Origin of the sequence: Pseudomonas sp. D2002, from assembly GCF_013385735.1 — a bacterium.
Taxonomy (GTDB): Bacteria; Pseudomonadota; Gammaproteobacteria; order Pseudomonadales; family Pseudomonadaceae; genus Aquipseudomonas.
This window is the reverse complement of the sequence record NZ_JACAPL010000003.1, coordinates 262,847-281,211: the sequence shown is the minus strand read 5'-3', so window position 1 is coordinate 281,211 and position 18,365 is coordinate 262,847. Positions and strand designations below refer to the sequence as shown.

Here is an 18,365-nt window from a genome sequence, read left to right as displayed (position 1 = left end):
TTGCTCGAAGGTTCTGCCGTGACCAACCTGAATCAGCCTACCCAACCCGTTCCCGCCGTGCGCAGTGTGCTGGTCGCCTTGATGCTGGCGATCTTCCTCGGTGCCCTCGACCAGACCATCGTCGCCGTGTCGATGCCGGCCATCTCCGCGCAGTTCCATGACGTCAACCTGCTGGCCTGGGTGATCTCCGGCTACATGGTGGCGATGACGGTGGCGGTGCCGATCTACGGCAAGCTCGGCGACCTGTACGGGCGCCGACCGATGATGCTGATCGGCATGGGCGTGTTCACCTTGGCGTCGGTGTTCTGTGGGATGGCGCAGAGCATGGAGCAGTTGGTGCTGGCACGGATTCTCCAGGGGATTGGCGCCGGTGGGATGATCTCGGTGAGCCAGGCGATCATTGGCGACATCATCCCGCCCCGTGAACGCGGGCGCTATCAGGGCTATTTCAGCAGCATGTACGCGGTGGCCAGCGTGGCCGGGCCGGTGCTTGGCGGCTACATGACCGAGTACTTGTCCTGGCGCTGGGTGTTTTTGATCAACCTGCCGCTGGGCGCCGGCGCCTGGTACGTGGCGCATCGCACCCTGGTCGGGCTGCCGGTGCCGCAGCGCAAGCCGATCATTGATTATCTCGGCACGGTGCTGATGATCATCGGCCTGACCGCCTTGCTGCTGGGCATCACTGAAATCGGCCAGGGCCATCATTGGCGTGATCAGCAAGTGCTGGGGCTACTGGCGTGTGCGCTGGTGGCGTTGACGGTGTTTGTCTGGCATGAGCGCCGCGCGCGTGAGCCGCTGCTGCCGATGCACCTGTTTGCCAACCGCAGTGCAGTGTTGTGCTGGTGCACGATTTTTTTCACCAGCTTCCAGGCGATTTCCCTGACGGTGTTGATGCCGCTGCGGTATCAGACGGTGACCGGCTCTGGCGCGGACAGTGCCGCGCTGCACTTGCTGCCGCTGGCGTTTGGCCTGCCGGTGGGGGCGTATTGTGCCGGGCGCCTGACCTCGGTGACGGGGCGTTATAAACCGATGATTCTGACCGGGGCGTTGCTCAGCCCGTTTGCGATTCTGGGCATGGCCTACAGCGCGCCGCAGGCGGTCGGGATGACCGCGGTGTTCATGTTGCTGTGCGGGATTGCGGCGGGGATGCAGTTTCCGACGTCCTTGGTGGGGACGCAGAATTCGGTGGAACAGCGGGATATCGGCGTGGCGACCAGCACCACCAACCTGTTCCGCTCCCTCGGCGGCGCGGTGGGCGTGGCGTGCATGTCGGCGTTGCTGCTGGCGTTGTTGCAGGATTCGAGCTTTGCGCACTTGGCCAGCGGCGCGCTGGTGGCCGAGGGCAGTTCCGGCAACGTGCTGCTCGACGGCCTCAACGCCGCCCCCGGCCCGGCGCAGGATGCGTTACGCGGGGAATTGGCGCTGACGTTCCGGCATTTGCTGATGGTCAGTGCCGCGGTGTCGCTGCTGGGGCTGGCGGCAGCAATAGCAATGCCAAACCGCGTGCTGCGCGGGCGTGAAGACAAGGCCAAGTAACTGTGTGGGAGCTGGCTTGTGTATCAGTGCCGGCTGTGCAAACTGACCCACCGCTATCGCAGGCAAGCCAGCTCCCACAGGGATTGCATTCCAATTCTGATCCGGGGGTTTAGTACCCAGGTGCTGCGCGGGCGCGAAGACAAGGCCAAGTAACTGACACAATCGAGATCCAAATGTGGGAGCGGGCTTGCTCGCGAAAGCGGTGTGTCAGTCACAGTTGTTTTTAACTGAACCACCGCATTCGCGAGCAAGCCCGCTCCCACAGGGATTGCATTCCAATCCTGATCCGGGGGTTAGTACCCAGGTGCTGCGCGGGCGCGAAGACAAGGCCAAGTAACTGACACAATCGAGATCCAAATGTGGGAGCGGGCTTGCTCGCGAAAGCGGTGTGTCAGTCACAGTTGTTTTAACTGACACACTGCATTCGCGAGCAAGCCCGCTCCCACAGGGTTGACCGCGTTCAAACCTTAAGGGCTGTAATACCCGACCGCCACCATGAAATGCCCGGTCTTGCGCAAGTAGGCGTGCTTGTTTTCGACCTTGTCGGTTACCGGATTTTTCCAGCGGTACTTGTATTCACCCTGATCCTGCTCGGCCATCAGCTTGAGGATCGGCTCGCCTACCGGCCTGCCATCCGGGTCTTTGATCTTGCGAAAGTCAGTATTCACCAGGCGCAAGTTGGTGCCATGGGCCACATACCGCCCGGTATTCAGGTCCACCACAAACACATACAAGTCATCCTGCAGAAACCCGCCCTGCAACGCGTTGATCGCCTTGAGCGTACCGGCTTCATCCTTGATCAGCGCCTTCACCGCCTTGTCGCGCAAACCGCGAGCTTGCTCCGGTGTTGCCCTTGGCAGGTAATAGCCGACTGCCAGAATCCGCTCGCCGACCCGCTGGTAGAACACATGCTTGCGCTCAACCTTGCCGTCGTTCCAGTTCTGCCAGCGGTATTCCGCCTGCTGGATGCCTTGGCCCTCGGGCACTGCCAGCGCTTGTTTGAACGAGGCTTGCAGGTCCGGGCCCAGCTGTTCGGACACATCGCGGCCGATCAACGCGGAGGAGGGGCCGCCGCTGGCCAGCAACACGCCCTGGGTATCGACGACAAACACATAACGGTCGTGGTCGATAAATTCACCCTGGCGACTGAACGCCGCAAAGGCCTTGTCGCCGTTGCTCTGGTAGTAGGCCAGCGCCTTTTCCAGCAGGGCCTTGGCGGCCTGGGCGTCCTCATCCTGAGTGGCCGCGTGCACCTGGCTGAAACACAGCAACAGCAGCCACGTGAGTCGGAGCAGTCCTTTCATTACCCGTCCCTCATTGTTATTGATGTGAGCACAGCGTAGACGCCTGCGGCTCAGGGCGCCGCCAGCCATTGATTGACGATACCGTCGTACACGCCGGTGGCGACGCTCAAGTGCAACCACTGGTCGACATAGCTTTTCCAGGCCACGTCATCGCGGGGCAGCAGGAAGGCTTTTTCGCTGTATTGCATTTGCCGCTCCGGGTTGACCGCGCACAGCCCTGGCTTGAGCTTCTGCTGGTAGCGCGCCTCGCTGGCGTCAGTAATCATCACGTCGGCCTTGCCCGCCAGCAGTTCGTCAAAGATCGTCACGTTATCGTGTAAACGAATCTGCGCCTGGCCCAAGTGGGCGCGGGCAAACACTTCGTTGGTGCCGCCCGCCGGCTCGATCACGCGCACCTGCGGCTGGTTGATCTGTTCGACGGTCTGGTAGCGCTGCACATCGGCGCAGCGTACCAGCGGGATCTTGCCGTCCACGCCCAAAGCCTGGCTGAAGAAGGCTTTTTTCTGCCGCTCCAGCGACACCGAAATACCGCCCACGGCGATGTCGCAACGTTGGGCGAGGAAGTCCGGCATCAGGGTTTTCCAGGTGGTCGGCACCCAAGTGATTTTCGCGTTCAGGCTCTTGGCCAGCGACTCGGCCATGGCAATGTCGATGCCTTCATAGCTGCCGTCGGCGCGCAGCGAGGTGTAGGGCTTGTAGTCGCCGGTGGTGCACACGGTGAGCGTGCCGCGCTGCAGCACCGCGTCGAGGCGCGATTCGGCCACGGCGTGGGTGGCCAGGCCTGCCAACAGGCAGAAGGTGAGGGGAGCTTTCATGCAGTCGAATCCTTTGGGGGCATGATCGGGGGCAGTCATTATTTCCAGCGGGGCGGCCCGGTAGCAAGGCCCATGCAATGTTTAGCCAACGCGCAACCAAACTCCATCAACCCTGAATTTAACCCCCTATGCAGGCGTGTGACGCTGCCGGGCATCTACTTCACTGTGAATCCCGCATGGACGGTTCCCCCGACACTCACCCCGCGACACCGCCTGGCACCCTGGTGCCGAGCTGTCCGTCGATTGTCGAGGCACTGCCCTCCGAGCTGGCCTTCTGGGCCCTGTTCCACTGCCGGCACGCCCGCCCACCAGATACCTCTCTCCTACGTTGATTTGCCCCATGGATGACGCGCACCTGTGCGCATCTGCCCGGCGGCGCCTGTGCGCCTGCCTGACGCAAACGTATGAGAATTGCCATGAGTGTTTTTGCCAGCCTGCACGAAGCCCAATCCTTCCTTGAGCAGCACCCGGACATCGAGATGTTCGAGCTGTTTATCCTCGACAACAACGGCGTGCCGCGTGGCAAGTTGCTGCACCGCGACGAGCTGCTGGCGGTGTACGAAAGTGGCCGGCCATTGCCCAGCACCATCCTCGGCCTGACGATAAATGGCGATGACGTGGAAAACTCCGGGCTGGTGTGGGAAGTCGGCGATATCGACTGCCGCGCCTATCCGGTCAGCGGCAGTTTGCAGCGCATGCCGTGGCGGCTGATCCCGACGGCGGCGGTGCAAGTCAGCATGCACCCCACCGAAGGGCTGCCCGCCATCGTGGCCGACCCTCGGCACTTGCTGGCCAAGGTGATCGACGGGCTGAAAGCCGACGGTTACTACCCGGTGATGGCGGCGGAGCTGGAGTTTTACCTGCTCGACCAGAAACCCGACAGCCGCGGCCGACCGCAACCGGCGCGGGATGTGGATGGCAATCGCCCGCGCTCGACCCAGGTCTATGGCCTGCGCGAGTTGGAGCAGATCGAGCCGTTCCTGGCGGACCTCTACAGCGCCTGCAAACTGCAAGGTATTCCGGCGCGCACGGCGATCTCCGAATACGCCCCGGGCCAGGTGGAAATCACCCTGGAACATCGCGCTGACGCGCTGCAAGCCATGGACGAGGCGGTGCGTTACAAACGCCTGGTCAAGGGCGTGGCGCACAAACACGGGATGACCGCGTGTTTCATGGCCAAGCCGTTCGATGACCTGGCGGGCACCGGCATGCACTTGCACGTCAGCCTCGCCGATGCCCACGGCAATAACCTGTTCGCCAGCGAAGCCGCTGATGGCACGCCTTTATTGCGCCACGCGGTGGGCGGCATGCTCAGCACCTTGCTGGATTCGTTACTGCTGTTTTGTCCCAATGCCAACTCCTACCGCCGCTTCCAGACCAACAGTTATGCTCCGCTGGCGGCCACCTGGGGCGTCGACAACCGTACCGTCAGCCTGCGCGTACCCGGCGGGCCGGCCAACTCCCGGCACATCGAGCACCGTATCTGCGGCGCCGACGCCAACCCTTACCTGGCCGCTGCGGCGATCCTCGCTGGCATCCATCGCGGTATCCGCGAGCAACTCGACCCCGGCGCCCCGGTGGAGGGCAATGGCTACGCGCAAGCCAAGGAATTGCTGCCCACCGACTGGCTCACCACCTTGCGTGCCCTGGAAGGTTCCAGCTGGGCGCGGGATGCGTTCGGCAGTGAGTTTCTCGGGGTGTACCTGGCGGTGAAGCGTGCCGAATATCGCCAGTTCATGGGCGAGGTCGGTGAGCAGGACTGGCGCTGGTATCTGCACCAGGCGTAATCCACTGTGGGAGCCGGGCTTGCCCGCGATAACGGTGTGTCGGCCAACCCACCGCTATCGTAGCCTCGCTGAAGCTCGACAACTCCCACAATGGATCTTGGGTGTTTGGTGGCTGTGGCGGTTTCGACCTTTTTTTCACGTTGCAGTGGTTAAGCTGCGGTTCAAGGTCGTTCACTACCGTTCTACACACATGAGCCCGTGATGTCGTCACAACCACCTTCCTCTATCGAGATTGAATTCACCGAGCGCTGCGACCGTGAGCACGCCAGGGTCTGTGGCGACACGCGCCCGCCACGGCTGCGCCAGCGCATGGCGGCGTGGCGCGATGAGCGGTTGGTGCGCCAGGCGTTGAAAGTCGCCGGCGAACCGGGGCTGATCCTCGACCTGGCCTGTGGCTCCGGTCGGTTCTGGCCGGTGTTGGCCGAACACATCAACCGCGTGATCCTGGCCTCGGACAACTCCCAGGCCATGCTCGACCATGCGCGCACTCATCACCCGGCGGCGTTGCTCAAACGGGTCAAAACGTTCCAGGGTTCAGCATTTTCCATCGGCCTGTCGGCAAATGCGGTGGATTGCATTTTCTGCCTGGAATTGTTTCGCCATGTACCGAGCAGCGAAGGGCGTTTGGCGTTGCTCGGCGAGTTTCATCGGGTCAGTCGCGACACGGTGATCGTCTCTGTGAATGCGCAGACGGCTGCCGAAGGCGAATTCCGCCAAGCCGGTTTCAAAGTCTTGAACCAGCAAGAGTTCCTGCCGGGCTCCAAGCGTTGGCGGGTGTACGTCCTGCGTAAGAGAGGCTAATTGCCGCCTGTCGGACTATTCTTTGTCTCTTGTCGGAGTTTTCATGATGGTGTGTGCACTGCGGATGCTCGCAAGGGTCTTTCGCGATATATACTGCGCGCCATTCTTCAAGGGAGAGCCGTGTGGCCATCGATATTCACTGGATCTGCGACAACGATAGCCTCGGCAAGCATTGCGCCGAATGGCAGCAGTTGCCATTCGTCGCCCTCGACACCGAATTCATGCGGGTCGACACCTTTTATCCCATTGCCGGGCTGATCCAGATCGGCGATGGCGTGCGCGCTTACCTGATCGACCCCCTGACCATCGACAACTGGCAACCCTTGGCCGCCTTGCTGGAGAACCCGGCGGTGATCAAGGTGGTGCACGCCTGCAGTGAAGACCTGGAAGTCTTGCTGCGCCTGACCGGCAGCCTGCCGGTGCCGTTGTTCGACACCCAATTGGCGGCGGCTTACCTGAACCTCGGTTTCTCCATGGGCTACTCGCGCCTGGTGCAAGCCGTACTCGATATCGAGCTGCCCAAGGGTGAAACCCGCTCGGACTGGCTGCAGCGGCCATTGTCCGAGACCCAAGTGAGCTACGCCGCCGAAGACGCGGTGCACCTGGCCGAGGTCTACATTCGCCTGCGCCCGCAACTGTCTGACGACAAATACGCGTGGGTGCTGGAAGACGGCGCCGAATTGGTGGCCAACCTGCGCCGCGAAGTCGACCCGTACGAGGTGTACCGCGACGCCAAGCTGGCGTGGAAACTGTCCCGCGCCCAGCTCGCCGTGCTGCGTGAGCTGTGCGCCTGGCGTGAGCAGCAAGCCCGCGCCCGTGACCTGCCGCGCAACCGCATTATCCGCGAGCACTCGTTGTGGCCCCTGGCCAAATCCCAGCCGGATAACCTCGCGGCATTGGGCAAAATTGAAGACATGCACCCGCGCACCGTGCGCCAGGACGGCCAGTTCCTGCTGGACCTGATCAAACGTGCCGGCAGTGTGCCGATGGACCAATGGCCGCCAGCCGTGGCTGAACCGCTGCCGGTGGACGCCGCCACGCTGATCAAGCAATTGCGCGCGCTGGGCCAGGCCGAAGCCGAACGCCTGGACATGGCGCCGGAACTGATGCTGCGCAAGAAAACCCTCGAAGCCCTGGTTAAAAGTGGCTACCCCGATGGGCCTTATACATTGCCAGACTCGCTGCGTGGCTGGCGCCGCGAGTTGATGGGCCAGGCGCTGCTCGACAGCCTGGCCACTGCCGGAGAACAGCCTTGAAACGTATTTGCTCCATCTATCGCAGTTTGAAAAAAGACGGGATGTACCTCTACGTGCTCAAAAGCGATGCGCTGGAGCGTGTGCCGGAGCCGTTGATGCAAGCCTTCGGCAAGGCCCATCTGGCCTTCGAAATGATCCTGACGCCCGAGCGCAAGCTGTCCCGCGAGGACATCAGCGTGGTCCTGGAAAACCTCGACAAGCAGGGCTATCACCTGCAAATGCCGCCGGCCGAAGATGAGTACATCGAGCACTTGCCCGAAGAGCTGCTGCGCCGCAACGACCCGATGTGATCAGTCAGTGCCCGGATGCGGGCACATTCTTCAATGCAAACGTATTCGTTGGCGGTGGCCGTAAGGATGCGGGCGGCCGTCTGCAGTGTTTTTGAAAGGTTTGAACCATGCGTGTTCTGATTGCTGAACAGGATTACCCGCTCTACGCCCAATTGCTCAGTGAGGCGGCGCCCGACGTCGAGGTGCTGACCAGCGGCGACTCCGCCGAACTCTCGCGCCTGGCCGCCGATTGCCCGGTATGGCTGGGCCAGCCGGACCTGTTGGCGACCTTGTTGCGCCAGGGTCACCAACCGCAATGGCTGCAATCGACCTGGGCCGGTATTACGCCGCTGCTGGCCGACGGTTTGCCCCGCGACTACCGCCTGACCCGCGCGGTCGGCATCTTTGGCCAGGTAATGGCCGAGTTTGTGCTTACCTACATGTTGGGCCATGAGCGTGAAGTGCTTGCGCGGCTGGTCAGCCAGGTCGAGCGCAAGTGGGACAACCGCATGGGCCAGAGCCTGGCCGGGCGCAAGGCGCTGATCGTCGGCACCGGCGATATCGGCCAGAGTGTGGCCGACTTCCTGCTGCCGTTTGGCGTCAAGTTGTATGGCATCGCCAGCTCCGCGCGGGAGCAGGCACCGTTTATCGAAGTGGCCGGGCTGGATCAATTGGGCCGCCTGGTGGGCGAGGTGGATTACGTGATCAACCTGCTGCCCAATACGCCCAATACCCATGACCTGTACAACGCGGCGCTGTTCAAGCAATTCAAGCCGACCGGGTTGTTTATCAACGTCGGGCGTGGCGTGGCCGTGGTCGATGCTGACCTGGTTGAGGCGCTGAAGGAAGGGCATCTGGCGGGTGCGGTGATCGACGTGTGCCGCCAGGAACCGCTGCCGCAACGGCACCCGTTCTGGACCGCCTGGGGCTTGCTGTTGACCGGGCACAGCTCGGCGCCGACGTCGCCGGGGATGATGGTGGACTTGTTTGTGCAGAACCTGCGGGCGTATGACGCCAAGGAAGCGTTGCGCGGGGAAGTCAGCTTCGAGCGCGGTTACTGAAATCACCGCAAATCAAAATGTGGGAGCGGGCTTGCTCGCGAATACGGTGTATCAGTCAGCACATTTGGCGACTGACACACTGTATTCGCGAGCAAGCCCGCTCCCACATTGAGTTTTGTGTAAGGCTTACAGGCTGAAGTCGCCTTCGGACACCAGCTCGCTCAGCGGTTTACGCGGGCTTGGCGCTTCACGACCCTGCAAATATTCAGGCAGGCTCGACTTGTCACCCAGCTTGCCCACGGCCACGGCCGCGTGCAGTGCATAGCCTGCTGGAATCTTCAGCTCCTTGCGGGTCAGTTCCTGATCGAAACCGGCCATGCCGTGGGTGTGCCAGCCGCTGAGGCTGGCTTGCAGCGCCAGGTGGCCCCAGGCTGAACCGGTGTCGAAGGTGTGCCACAGCGCCGGGGTTTCTTCGCTGGCGCCGGGGGCAGTGAAGTCGGTTTTCGAAGCGATGATCACCAGGGCCGACGCATGCTGCGCCCAGTTGCGGTTGAATTCATTCAGCAGGCCCAGGAAACGTTCCCAGTTCGGCGTGTCACGGCGCGCGTAGAGAAACCGCCAAGGCTGTGAGTTGTAGGCCGACGGTGCCCAGCGTGCCGCTTCGAAGAAGCTCAACAGCGTGTCCTGCGGGATGCTCTCGCCGGTGAAGGCGCGGGGCGACCAGCGTTCGGTGAACTGGGAGTGGATCGGGTAATCGGCAACGCGTGTCATGGGCAATTCCTGAGGGTCAATTCGGCGTTCAAAGCTACTGCGCGCCCACTAGACTGACAAGTGTTGTTACACCGCCAGTCGTAAGCGCTTGGCCCCAAGGGCCTTGGGCACTAGACTGGCGGCCTTTTCACCTACCGATACTGATGTAGAGCCATGGCCGCCAAAGTCGAACCTTTCTGGATACGCAAAACCCTTGAACACCTCGACCAGGAGGAATGGGAGTCGTTGTGCGACGGCTGTGGCCTGTGCTGCCTGCAAAAGCTTGAGGATGAGGAAGACAACAGCGTCTATTACACGCGTATCGCCTGCAAACTCCTCGACCTGAAAACCTGCCAGTGCACTGACTACCCCAACCGCCGCGCCTCGGTGCCTGACTGCATCCAGCTCACGCCGGGCCAGGCCGACCAGTTCAAGTGGCTGCCGCCGACCTGCGGCTATCGCCTGGTCAGCGAGCGCAAGGACTTGCCGCTGTGGCATCACCTGGTCTGCGGCGACCGCGACGCCGTGCACCATGAACGCATTTCCCAGTCCGGGCGCATGCTCGCCGAAGGCAGCGTGCCCGAAGACGACTGGGAGGATTACCTGATCTTCCGCGCGGGCTGAAAAAAGGAGTGTGTATGACGGTGGCAACCAAGCTGGCGGCATCGTTCGTGCTGTTGGCGCTGAGCCTGCCCGCGTGGTGCGCAAAGAAAGTCGACCTCGACTATCACGTCAAACTGTTGCCCCAGAGCGATCAGGCCGAGGTGCGTGTGAGCCTGTCCCAAGGCTCGGCAGTACGCAGCCTGAACTTCGACCTGGGCCGCGACGGTGACTACAGCGACTTCAAGGCCGACGGCCAGTGGAAGGTCAGCGGCACCCATGGCCTGTGGCAGCCGTCTGCCGACAAGGCCAGCCTGACCTACCGCGTACGCCTCAGCCATGCGCGTAAAGCGGGCGTCTATGAGGCGCGGATGACCCCGAGCTGGGCGCTGTTTCGCGGTGAAGACCTGGTGCCGGCTGCCCGGCTCGACCAGCAGGACGGTGTCGAACTGGTCTCGCGCCTGATGTTCGAGTTGCCCAGCGGCTGGAAAAGCATCGAAACCGCCTGGCCGCGTATCGGCAAAAACAAATTCCGCATCGACAACGTTTCCCGGCTGTTCGACCGGCCGACCGGCTGGATGCTCGCCGGCACCCTCGGCAGCCGCCGCGTGCGTCTGGGCGAAACCGAAGTCACCGTGGCCTCGCCCAAAGGCCAGGCGATGCGCCGTATGGATGTGCTGACGCTGCTGACGTTCGTCTGGCCGCAGGTCGAGGCGGCGTTTCCGCGTCACCCGGCCAAGCTGTTGGTAGTGGGCGCCAGTGACCCGCTGCGCCGTGGCGTGTTCGCGGCGCGCGACTCGATCTACCTCAACAGCCGCACGCCGTTGGTCAGCGAGAACGGCAGCAGCCCGTTGATCCGCGAAGTGGTGCAGGCGATTGGGCGCTTCAACGATCACGACACCAGTGATTGGATCAGCGAAGGCCTGGGCGAGTATTACGCCATCGAACTGCTGCGCCGCGCGGGAGGCATCACCGATGAGCGGTATGCCGCGATTCAGGCGCGCTTGAGCAAAGAGGGCAAGGACGTGACCACGCTGCGTGGCGATCACGTCAACGGTGCGACGGTCGCGCGGGCGGTGGTGGTGTTGCAGGAACTGGACCGCGAGATTCGCGTGAAGACCCATAACAAGCGTTCGCTGGATGACCTCGCGCAGGCGGTGATGCGCGCGAACAGCATTACCACGGCGGAGTTTGTGCAGCTGGCCGAAAGCGTGATCGGCGAGTCGTCGGTGGTGTTGGATAGCAAATTATTGCGCTGAGCTTAAGCCATACACAAAGCAAAAATGTGGGAGCGGGCTTGCTCGCGAATACGGTGTGTCAGCCAAATAGTTGGCGACTGATTCACCGCTTTCGCGAGCAAGCCCGCTCCCACATTTGACCGCGTTCAGTTTGACTACTTAGTGGCCTTCTCCGCCGCCACTTCGGCCTTGGTCTTCAAGTTCTTCAACTCTTCGCCCGCGCGCTCGATTTTGGTACGCACGCTGTTCATTTCCTGGCGGCCCTGTTCCAGCTTGTCTTTGAGCGAGCTGTGCCCGGTCACGCCGCGCACCAGCGCCACACCGCCAATCGCCACCTGGATCAACCCGAAGATCCCGCCGCGGCGCAGGCCTTTGCCGACCATCATCACGCCACCGGCCACCGAGCCGATGCGTTCCCAGCCGTGCACGTTCTGGGTGGGCTGGGTTTCAAACGGGGTGTGTTCAATGATAGGTCGCAGGATTTTGCTGTCGCTCATGATCTGTCTCCAACAAGGGCAAGTGTAAGTAGCTGACTGTTTGCGGGCGCCGGATGTTCCCGAAAAATCAGTACTTGGGGCCCGAACGGGTGTTGTTGCCCTTGGCCAGGCGGTCGTAGAGCACGACGTTGACGGTGGCGGCGAGGTTCATGCAGCCGGTGGTCGGGATGTACACCACGTCTTCACACCAGTCGCGGATCTCTTTGTCCAGCGAGCCGTCTTCGGGGCCGAAGATGTACAGCGCGCGGTCCGGGTGAGTGTATTCGGGCAGCGGGCGGGCGCCTTCGACCAGTTCCACGGCGACCGGGATACAGCCCAGCGGCAGGATCTTTTTCAGGTCGTCGATGCCGATCAGCGGAATGTCGTGGTGGACTTTCTTGGTGTCGGTGATGAAGTCCCGGGCGCGCTCGTAGCGCACGCCGGTGTAGAACACCGAGGCCACGCCGTAGCAGCCGGCGGCACGCATCACCGAACCAACGTTTTCGGGGGATTTGGGGTTATACAGACCGATGCAGCTGTAGCGTTTATTGCCCACGGGGAAGGGTGCCTTGGAGAAAAGCGGCGATTATACGGCCTTGGAGGCATGTGTTGCTTGGGCGATCGCTATCGCGGGCAAGCCCGGCTCCCACACTTGGAATGCATTCCCCTGTGGGAGCTGGCTTGCCTGCGATGAGGCCCGCACAGACAAAGAAGGGCTTCAGTCGTCCTTCTTCATCAACCCCGCCAACGCCGCAAACGGGTTGTGCGTGGCCTTGGCAATCGTCGGGCTGCTGGTGGAGCCTTCGCCGAAATACTGCTGGTCGGTGTAGCGCGAGTGTTCGTTGTCGTGGCAGTACAGGCAGAGCAACTCCCAGTTGGAGCCGTCCTGGGGGTTGTCATCATGGTTGTGGTTGCGATGGTGTACGGTCAGCTCGCTCAAGCGTTTGCCGGCAAATTCACGGGCGCAGCGGCCACACACGTGCGGGTACATCTTCAAGGCTTTGTCGCGGTAGCCCATTTCCCGGTCGCGCTGGGCATCGGCGAGGATGCGGTCCAGCTTGGCGGTGTGGGAGGGCGGGTTGGTCGAGCTCATCATGGCTCCTGGCTATTTGGGGGTTCACGGATAGGGTTGATTCTAGCCGCTTGCGGGCGAAATGACTGCTGGCTTTTTCAGCTACGGTACAGCCTGACGGTGGCATTCGTTTGTAGTATCGGCTCACTCCATTCACAAGGATCTGAAACCCATGCGTTTATACACCTGGACCGTAGCGCTGCTCTTCAGCGTCCTGGCGGCTCACGCTCAAGCGTTCTCCACCCCCAAACCCGGCCAGGTCATCGAGGTTGCCCTCGAACAACTGCACCCGACCCAGGCCGTGGTGGGCTTCGACCAGATTTATTACAGCCTGGGGCTGTTCGCCGACAAACCCGCCAAGGTCTTCGACGAGTACTGCGAAACCAACGGCCAGGGCGACGCCGACAAGGTGCCCAAAGACGCTGACCTGCTCCGCCCCGCCAGTTTCAGCTGCCAAAGCCCGGTGGGCACCCACCCCGACGAGATGAAAACCGTGGTGGTCGGCCCCGGCGGCCAGTTGTACCTGACCGACGGTCACCACAGCTTCACCACCTTGTGGGAAGTGCCCGGCGGCGGCCCACAGTTGAAAATGTGGGTCAAAGTGACCGATGACTTCAGCAATAGCCCGGACATGGCCACCTTCTGGCAGCGCATGGAGACCGCGCGCAAGGTCTGGCTCAAGGACAATCACGGCAAAACCCTGGCACCGCAGCAACTGCCGGCGCACCTGGGCTTCAAGAACCTGCAGGACGACACCTTCCGCAGCCTAGTGTATTTCACTCGAAAAGCCGCCTACGGCAAACCGGATGACGGCGCCGTTGCGCCGGAGTTTCTGGAGTTTTACTGGGGTAACTGGCTGCGCTCGCAGATTGACCTGAGCGCCTTCAACCTGAACAAGAAGGGCGGCTACAAGGACGCTATCCAAGCCGTTGCCCAGCGCATGGTCAGCCTGGCGCCGGGCTCGCAGGTGGGTGACAGCGGTTTCAGCGCCCATCAGTTGGGCGGCATGAGCCAGTTGGATCAAGCTGAGTTGAAGAAGACCTTCGAGAAAAAAGTGCCGTATGCGATTGATTACCGCAAATCCCGAAGCTGACACAGGACAAAAATGTGGGAGCGGCGGTGCGACGATTCGACTTGCTCGCGAATGCGGTGGTTCAGTGACAGATACAGTGACTGACACTCCGCATTCGCGAGCAAGCCCGCTCCCACAGGGGATTTTCTGTGTTTGGGGGAGTGTGCTCAGCCCTTGAGCTTTTCGGCAATCCAAATGGTGTGCCGGGTGCCTTTATTGCCATGGGCAAACACCTGCACTTCCTCAGCCTTGAAACCGGCCTTGCGCAGTTTGTCGCTGAACAGTTTGTCGGCACTCGCCGACCATACCGCCAACACACCCTTGGGCCGCAGGGCCTTGGCGCAGGCGGCCAGGCCGCCGGCGGAGTAGAGCCAGCTGTTGGCTTTTTGCGTCAGGCCTTCGGGGCCGTTGTCCACGTCGAGCATGATCGCGTCAAAGCCCTGAGGCTCTGCCTGCAGCACTTTCGCCACGTCTTCCAGGCGAATCACCGTGCGCGGGTCGAGCAGCGGGCGGCCGGACTTTTCGCCCAGTGGCCCACGGTTCCATTCCACTACGCCAGGCACCAATTCGGCGACCACCACTTCGGCGGTCTTGCCCAGATGCTTGAGCGCCGAGGCCAGCGTGAAGCCCATGCCCAACCCGCCGATCAGCACCCGCGAACCCGGGCGGCCGGCGACTTTGCGGCAGGGAATTTCCGCCAGCGCGTCTTCGGAACCGTGCATGCGCGTGTTCATCAACTGGCCGCCGTCACCGCCCTGGATCTTGATGACAAAATCCTCGCCGTATTCGAACAGGCACAAGGCACCGCCGTTATCGGGGATCGGAGTAGTGTCGAGCAGAACGAAACGTTTCATGGAAATCTCATTGGGAAGGGCATTCTTGCGCGGTTGGGAGTAGCCTTACGACATTCCGGTCAGGCCATGGAGCCATCGATGAAGTGCAGTATTCTAACGGTCATTGTGCTTGGCGCGCTCACATTGGGTGCGGCTCAGGCTCAGGAGTTGCAAACCGTGCCGGTCGCCCCCGCGCCAACCCCCGGTGCGCCGGGCACGCCGACGCCCACGCCGTACCCGCAAGTCACCCCGCCCGTCGCGCCTAAAGCCACGGCGAACGGCTCACCGGCGCTGGTGCCGATTGTGTTGCCGACGCCGCCGAAGGATCAAAGCGTGCCCGGCCTGCTGCAAAACGACAGCAAACCGAAAACCCCCGGCGGTTAAAACTGTTGCGACAGCAATTGCCCGTCGGCCATGCGCAGGCGCTTGGACAAGGCAATCGCGATAGCGCGGATGATCTTGGCGGCAACCCTGGGCGCTTCATTGAGCATTTTTTCCAGGGAATCCTTGCCCAGGTTCAACAGCACGCAATCACTGGCGGCGATGCAGCTGGCCGAACGCCGTTCGCCATCGAGCACCGCCATTTCGCCGAAGGCCCGGCCACTGCGCAGGGTGGCGATGGTCAGGCGCTGGCCGTCGTGGTTGGTTTTCTGCACGGCCACCTGGCCGCTGTGGATGATGCACATGAAGGTGCCGGCATCGCCCTCGAGGAAAATCACCTCATCGCGGGCAATGCTGCTGATATTGAAGAAACCGGCGGCGACGTGAAAGTCTTCCGGCAACAAGGGATCGAACAGGCCGCAGTCCATGAGCATGTCGCGGATTTCATTATTCATTAACGTCGGTAATGGCATGGCTGCAATCTTGGTCCATCAATCAAGTAGGCGGTCTGTGTGTTCAGACAGGACCGCCGTCCTAAGTTCCTTAAACCAGCCCCAGCGCCTTGAACACAAATGCATATTCGAGCGCTACGTCACGTAATCCCTGGTAACGACCGCTCATCCCGCCATGGCCGGCGCCCAATTCGGTCTTGAGCAGCAGCAGGTTGTCGTCCGTCTTGGTGTCACGCAGCTTGGCCACCCACTTGGCCGCTTCCCAGTACTGCACGCGGCTGTCGTTGTAGCCGGCGATGACCAGCGTGGCCGGGTAGGCCTGGGCGCTGACATTCTCGTACGGCGCGTAGGCCTTGATGCGTTCGTACACCTGGGGCTCTTCAGGGTTACCCCACTCGTCATACTCGGTGATGGTCAGCGGCAGCTCGGGGTCGAGCATGGTGTTGAGCACGTCGACGAACGGCACTTCGGCAATCGCGGCCTGGAACAGGTCCGGGCGCTGATTAAGCACCGCACCGATCAACAAACCACCGGCGCTGCCACCGCTGATCGCCAGCTGCCTGGAGGTGGTCAGGCCTGCGGCGATCAAGTGCTCGGCGCAGGCGATGAAGTCGCTGAAGGTGTTCTGTTTGTGTTCCTGCTTGCCGTTGCGATACCAGGCTTCACCCAGTTCACCGCCGCCGCGTACATGCGCGATGGCAAACGCCACGCCACGGTCCAGCAGGCTCAAGCGTGCATGCGAGAACCACGGGTCGAGGCTATGGCCGTAGGCGCCATAACCGTAGAGGTACAGCGGCGTCGGCTTGCCGAGCTGGTCGCGTTTGACCACCAGGCTGATCGGCACCTGGGTGCCGTCGGCGGAGGTGGCCCACAGGCGTTGGCTGACGTAGTCGTCGGCGTTGAACACGCCCAGTACCGGGGTTTCCTTGAGCACCACTTGCGCGCCGCTGGCCAAGTCCAGTTGGCGCACCTGGGCCGGGCGGTTCAGGGCTTCGTAGCGCAGGCGAATCTTGTCGCTGGAAAATTCCAGGCTGTTCTGTACGTAAAGGCTGTAGGCGGCGTCAGGCAGTTCCACGCGATAGGCTTGTACGTCCTGCGGGTGCACTTCGATCACCGGCAGGCCGCCGATGCGCAGGCTCAAGGTCATCGCGCTGGCGTTGAGGCTCACGCCATCGAGCATCACCTCGTCGCTGTGCGGGATCAGGTTGTGCCATTGATCTTCGGTGGGCACGCTGCCGGTGTCGGCGGCGACGAACAGCGCGTAGTTGATGCCGTCGCGGTTACTGCGGATAAACCAGGTCCACTCGCCGTCAAGCTGGCCGTGGTCCACGTCGTATTCGTGGTTTTCGACCCGTGGCGCCAGGCAGGCGAAGTCGAGGTGTGGCTGGTCGGCGTCGAGTGCCCAGATTTCGCTGGTGGTCTTGCTGCCCAGGGCCAGCAGCAACTGGCGCTCGGAACTGGAACGGTAGCAATGCAGGAAGAAACGTCCGTCAGGCTCGTGGAACACTTCCTGCGCCGCCGTGCCATCCAGGCGGTAGCGATAGAGCTTGTGCGGACGATGGGTGTCGTCCAGCTCAGTGAAAAACAGGGTCAGGCTGTCATTCGCCCAGGTCATGCTGCCGTCGCAGTCCTCGAACTCCAGTTCGCTGACTTTGCCGGTGGCCAATTCCTTCACGAACAGGGTGTAAATCTCTTCCCCGTTGGTGTCCAGGCTGTAGGCCAGGCGCTGGTGGTCGGGGCTGATGCTGAACGCGCCGAGGGAGAAAAAGCCGCCATTGGCCAGTACGTTAGGGTCGAGCAGCAGTTCTTCGCTGCTGTCGTCCACCGCGTTGCTGTCATCCGCCGGGCGGCGGCAGCGGTAGTGGCGGGCGTATTCGTCACCGGCGGTGGTGCGTGTGTAATACAGGTACGGGCCCCACGGCGAGGGCAGGGACAAGTCGGTTTCGAGAATGCGGCCCTTGATCTCTTCGAACAGGGTTTCCCGCAGCGCCTGCTGGTCGGCGAGTTGCGCTTCCTGCCAGGCGTTTTCGGCTTTGAGGTAATCGAGGACTTCAGGCGTGTCACGCTGTTGCAGCCAGGCGTACGGGTCCTGGCCTTCGGCCTTGCGGGCAATCGGGGCGGCAGTGATGTGGGTCGATGAAGGCATGGATCACTCTCTGTCTGGCGGATGGTGGCAGGCATTGCAGCCGAGACACGCAAAAGCCGTTATCATAGCCGCCTGTTTGCCTACCTTGCCATGGACACCATGACCGAGAACGACTATCTGACCGCTTGGGGCCTTTACGCCTTCGCCGCTTTGGGCTGCCTGTTGGTGTGGTGGCGCATGACCCGCTGGATCTGGCGCTGGCTGCGCGAGCCGCTGCAGTTGCTGATGGCGGTGCTGCTGTTCAGCCCGACCATCGTCGACCCGGTCAAGACCCAGTTTGCGCCGGCCGTGGCGATCACCGCGTTGGATCTGGTGCTGCATGTCGGCAACAACGCCTGGCGGGCCATCTCCGATCTGTTCATGTACACGATGATCGCCTTTGGCGTGTACATCGTGTTTGTGTTGATCCGCTGGCCCATCGAGCGCGCCGCCACTGCCCGCCGTGAGCGCAAGGCCGCTGCCGATGCGGCCCTGGCCGCCGAGCCGGTGGACGAAGACGACGAGCCATTCCGTCGCCCGGCGCCCACCAGCGGTATGCGGGTCGAACCGCGCCTTTAACGTTGTCCGCCCTGCAGC

The 18,365-nt window shown here is 62.1% G+C and carries 20 protein-coding genes; 11 read left to right on the top strand and 9 right to left on the bottom strand.

What is annotated here, in order from left to right; genetic code table 11:
- Positions 1–18 precede the first annotated feature (18 nt).
- Positions 19–1,536, top strand: coding sequence for an MDR family MFS transporter (locus tag HX783_RS04550; protein WP_177016104.1), 1,518 nt, complete (start codon positions 19–21; stop codon positions 1,534–1,536).
- A gap of 467 nt (positions 1,537–2,003) precedes the next feature.
- Here HX783_RS04550 and HX783_RS04545 read toward each other — a convergent pair whose 3' ends face one another.
- Both HX783_RS04545 and HX783_RS04540 read right to left on the bottom strand, forming a co-directional pair.
- A complete protein-coding gene (locus tag HX783_RS04545; RefSeq protein WP_177016103.1) occupies positions 2,004–2,840 on the bottom strand; it encodes a cache domain-containing protein in 837 nt (278 codons plus the stop codon).
- A 50-nt stretch (positions 2,841–2,890) separates the two neighbouring features.
- Entirely contained in the window at positions 2,891–3,655 is a 765-nt protein-coding gene (locus tag HX783_RS04540) for a transporter substrate-binding domain-containing protein (RefSeq protein WP_177016102.1), read from the bottom strand.
- Positions 3,656–4,071: 416 nt separating this feature from the next.
- Here HX783_RS04540 and HX783_RS04535 point away from each other — a divergent pair, with 416 nt between their 5' ends.
- The 5 genes from HX783_RS04535 (at position 4,072) to HX783_RS04515 (ending at position 8,829) form a co-directional block, all read left to right on the top strand.
- A complete protein-coding gene (locus HX783_RS04535) occupies positions 4,072–5,442 on the top strand; it encodes a glutamine synthetase family protein (protein WP_177016101.1) in 1,371 nt (456 codons plus the stop codon).
- A gap of 201 nt (positions 5,443–5,643) precedes the next feature.
- A complete protein-coding gene (locus HX783_RS04530; RefSeq protein WP_177016100.1) occupies positions 5,644–6,243 on the top strand; it encodes a class I SAM-dependent methyltransferase in 600 nt (199 codons plus the stop codon).
- 122 nt (positions 6,244–6,365) lie between these two features.
- Entirely contained in the window at positions 6,366–7,499 is a 1,134-nt protein-coding gene (gene rnd / locus HX783_RS04525) for a ribonuclease D (protein ID WP_159954872.1), read from the top strand.
- A complete protein-coding gene (locus HX783_RS04520) occupies positions 7,496–7,789 on the top strand; it encodes a YcgL domain-containing protein (protein ID WP_159954873.1) in 294 nt (97 codons plus the stop codon). Before rnd ends, HX783_RS04520 begins: the two co-directional genes overlap by 4 nt.
- Before the next feature lie 107 nt (positions 7,790–7,896).
- A complete protein-coding gene (locus HX783_RS04515; RefSeq protein ID WP_159954874.1) occupies positions 7,897–8,829 on the top strand; it encodes a D-2-hydroxyacid dehydrogenase in 933 nt (310 codons plus the stop codon).
- 126 nt (positions 8,830–8,955) lie between these two features.
- Here HX783_RS04515 and HX783_RS04510 read toward each other — a convergent pair whose 3' ends face one another.
- Positions 8,956–9,540 carry a nitroreductase family protein gene (locus HX783_RS04510; RefSeq protein WP_177016099.1) on the bottom strand — a complete coding sequence of 195 codons (585 nt, stop codon included), beginning with the start codon at positions 9,538–9,540 and terminating at the stop codon, positions 8,956–8,958.
- A 153-nt stretch (positions 9,541–9,693) separates the two neighbouring features.
- On the opposite strand from HX783_RS04510, the gene HX783_RS04505 reads away from it, so the two are divergent.
- Both HX783_RS04505 and HX783_RS04500 read left to right on the top strand, forming a co-directional pair.
- A complete protein-coding gene (locus HX783_RS04505; protein ID WP_159954876.1) occupies positions 9,694–10,143 on the top strand; it encodes a YcgN family cysteine cluster protein in 450 nt (149 codons plus the stop codon).
- A 14-nt stretch (positions 10,144–10,157) separates the two neighbouring features.
- Positions 10,158–11,378, top strand: a complete 1,221-nt coding sequence (locus HX783_RS04500; RefSeq protein ID WP_177016098.1) for a hypothetical protein — start codon at positions 10,158–10,160, stop codon at positions 11,376–11,378.
- Positions 11,379–11,512: 134 nt separating this feature from the next.
- Here the strand turns inward: HX783_RS04500 and HX783_RS04495 are convergent, their stop codons facing one another.
- From HX783_RS04495 to HX783_RS04485, 3 genes are all read right to left on the bottom strand, one after another.
- A complete protein-coding gene (locus tag HX783_RS04495; RefSeq protein ID WP_177016097.1) occupies positions 11,513–11,854 on the bottom strand; it encodes a DUF2892 domain-containing protein in 342 nt (113 codons plus the stop codon).
- 67 nt (positions 11,855–11,921) lie between these two features.
- Positions 11,922–12,389 carry an RNA methyltransferase gene (locus tag HX783_RS04490; RefSeq protein WP_003189607.1) on the bottom strand — a complete coding sequence of 156 codons (468 nt, stop codon included), beginning with the start codon at positions 12,387–12,389 and terminating at the stop codon, positions 11,922–11,924.
- 162 nt (positions 12,390–12,551) lie between these two features.
- Positions 12,552–12,926, bottom strand: a complete 375-nt coding sequence (locus HX783_RS04485; RefSeq protein WP_003210675.1) for a YajD family HNH nuclease — start codon at positions 12,924–12,926, stop codon at positions 12,552–12,554.
- A gap of 151 nt (positions 12,927–13,077) precedes the next feature.
- On the opposite strand from HX783_RS04485, the gene HX783_RS04480 reads away from it, so the two are divergent.
- The gene (locus HX783_RS04480) at positions 13,078–13,998 is read left to right on the top strand and encodes a ParB/Srx family N-terminal domain-containing protein (protein ID WP_177016096.1); all 921 of its coding nucleotides are present in this window, start codon (positions 13,078–13,080) and stop codon (positions 13,996–13,998) included.
- Between the two features lie 146 nt (positions 13,999–14,144).
- Here HX783_RS04480 and HX783_RS04475 read toward each other — a convergent pair whose 3' ends face one another.
- On the bottom strand, positions 14,145–14,831 hold the full coding sequence (locus tag HX783_RS04475; protein ID WP_046035159.1) for a spermidine synthase: 687 nt from the start codon (positions 14,829–14,831) through the stop codon (positions 14,145–14,147).
- Between the two features lie 78 nt (positions 14,832–14,909).
- Between HX783_RS04475 and HX783_RS04470 the strand changes: the two genes are divergently transcribed.
- A complete protein-coding gene (locus tag HX783_RS04470; protein ID WP_177016095.1) occupies positions 14,910–15,194 on the top strand; it encodes a hypothetical protein in 285 nt (94 codons plus the stop codon).
- Here HX783_RS04470 and HX783_RS04465 read toward each other — a convergent pair.
- Positions 15,191–15,664 carry a cyclic nucleotide-binding domain-containing protein gene (locus HX783_RS04465; protein WP_159954882.1) on the bottom strand — a complete coding sequence of 158 codons (474 nt, stop codon included), beginning with the start codon at positions 15,662–15,664 and terminating at the stop codon, positions 15,191–15,193. The two genes, HX783_RS04470 and HX783_RS04465, sit on opposite strands and share 4 nt — an antisense overlap.
- A gap of 70 nt (positions 15,665–15,734) precedes the next feature.
- Positions 15,735–17,789, bottom strand: coding sequence for a S9 family peptidase (locus tag HX783_RS04460; protein ID WP_177016094.1), 2,055 nt, complete (start codon positions 17,787–17,789; stop codon positions 15,735–15,737).
- Between the two features lie 21 nt (positions 17,790–17,810).
- On the opposite strand from HX783_RS04460, the gene HX783_RS04455 reads away from it, so the two are divergent.
- On the top strand, positions 17,811–18,347 hold the full coding sequence (locus tag HX783_RS04455; RefSeq protein ID WP_159954884.1) for an MFS transporter: 537 nt from the start codon (positions 17,811–17,813) through the stop codon (positions 18,345–18,347).
- Positions 18,348–18,365 lie beyond the last annotated feature (18 nt).

What these genes read in the sequence shown, in the direction of transcription:
- HX783_RS04465 (WP_159954882.1), bottom strand. Translation starts at nt 15,664, where the DNA reads ATGCCATTACCGACGTTAATGAATAATGAAATCCGCGACATGCTCATG.
- HX783_RS04540 (WP_177016102.1), bottom strand. Translation starts at nt 3,655, where the DNA reads ATGAAAGCTCCCCTCACCTTCTGCCTGTTGGCAGGCCTGGCCACCCAC.
- HX783_RS04505 (WP_159954876.1), top strand. Translation starts at nt 9,694, where the DNA reads ATGGCCGCCAAAGTCGAACCTTTCTGGATACGCAAAACCCTTGAACAC.
- HX783_RS04545 (WP_177016103.1), bottom strand. Translation starts at nt 2,840, where the DNA reads ATGAAAGGACTGCTCCGACTCACGTGGCTGCTGTTGCTGTGTTTCAGC.
- HX783_RS04535 (WP_177016101.1), top strand. Translation starts at nt 4,072, where the DNA reads ATGAGTGTTTTTGCCAGCCTGCACGAAGCCCAATCCTTCCTTGAGCAG.
- HX783_RS04530 (WP_177016100.1), top strand. Translation starts at nt 5,644, where the DNA reads ATGTCGTCACAACCACCTTCCTCTATCGAGATTGAATTCACCGAGCGC.
- HX783_RS04470 (WP_177016095.1), top strand. Translation starts at nt 14,910, where the DNA reads ATGAAGTGCAGTATTCTAACGGTCATTGTGCTTGGCGCGCTCACATTG.
- HX783_RS04455 (WP_159954884.1), top strand. Translation starts at nt 17,811, where the DNA reads ATGGTGGCAGGCATTGCAGCCGAGACACGCAAAAGCCGTTATCATAGC.
- HX783_RS04495 (WP_177016097.1), bottom strand. Translation starts at nt 11,854, where the DNA reads ATGAGCGACAGCAAAATCCTGCGACCTATCATTGAACACACCCCGTTT.
- HX783_RS04480 (WP_177016096.1), top strand. Translation starts at nt 13,078, where the DNA reads ATGCGTTTATACACCTGGACCGTAGCGCTGCTCTTCAGCGTCCTGGCG.
- HX783_RS04515 (WP_159954874.1), top strand. Translation starts at nt 7,897, where the DNA reads ATGCGTGTTCTGATTGCTGAACAGGATTACCCGCTCTACGCCCAATTG.
- HX783_RS04500 (WP_177016098.1), top strand. Translation starts at nt 10,158, where the DNA reads ATGACGGTGGCAACCAAGCTGGCGGCATCGTTCGTGCTGTTGGCGCTG.
- HX783_RS04510 (WP_177016099.1), bottom strand. Translation starts at nt 9,540, where the DNA reads ATGACACGCGTTGCCGATTACCCGATCCACTCCCAGTTCACCGAACGC.
- HX783_RS04485 (WP_003210675.1), bottom strand. Translation starts at nt 12,926, where the DNA reads ATGAGCTCGACCAACCCGCCCTCCCACACCGCCAAGCTGGACCGCATC.
- HX783_RS04460 (WP_177016094.1), bottom strand. Translation starts at nt 17,789, where the DNA reads ATGCCTTCATCGACCCACATCACTGCCGCCCCGATTGCCCGCAAGGCC.
- HX783_RS04475 (WP_046035159.1), bottom strand. Translation starts at nt 14,831, where the DNA reads ATGAAACGTTTCGTTCTGCTCGACACTACTCCGATCCCCGATAACGGC.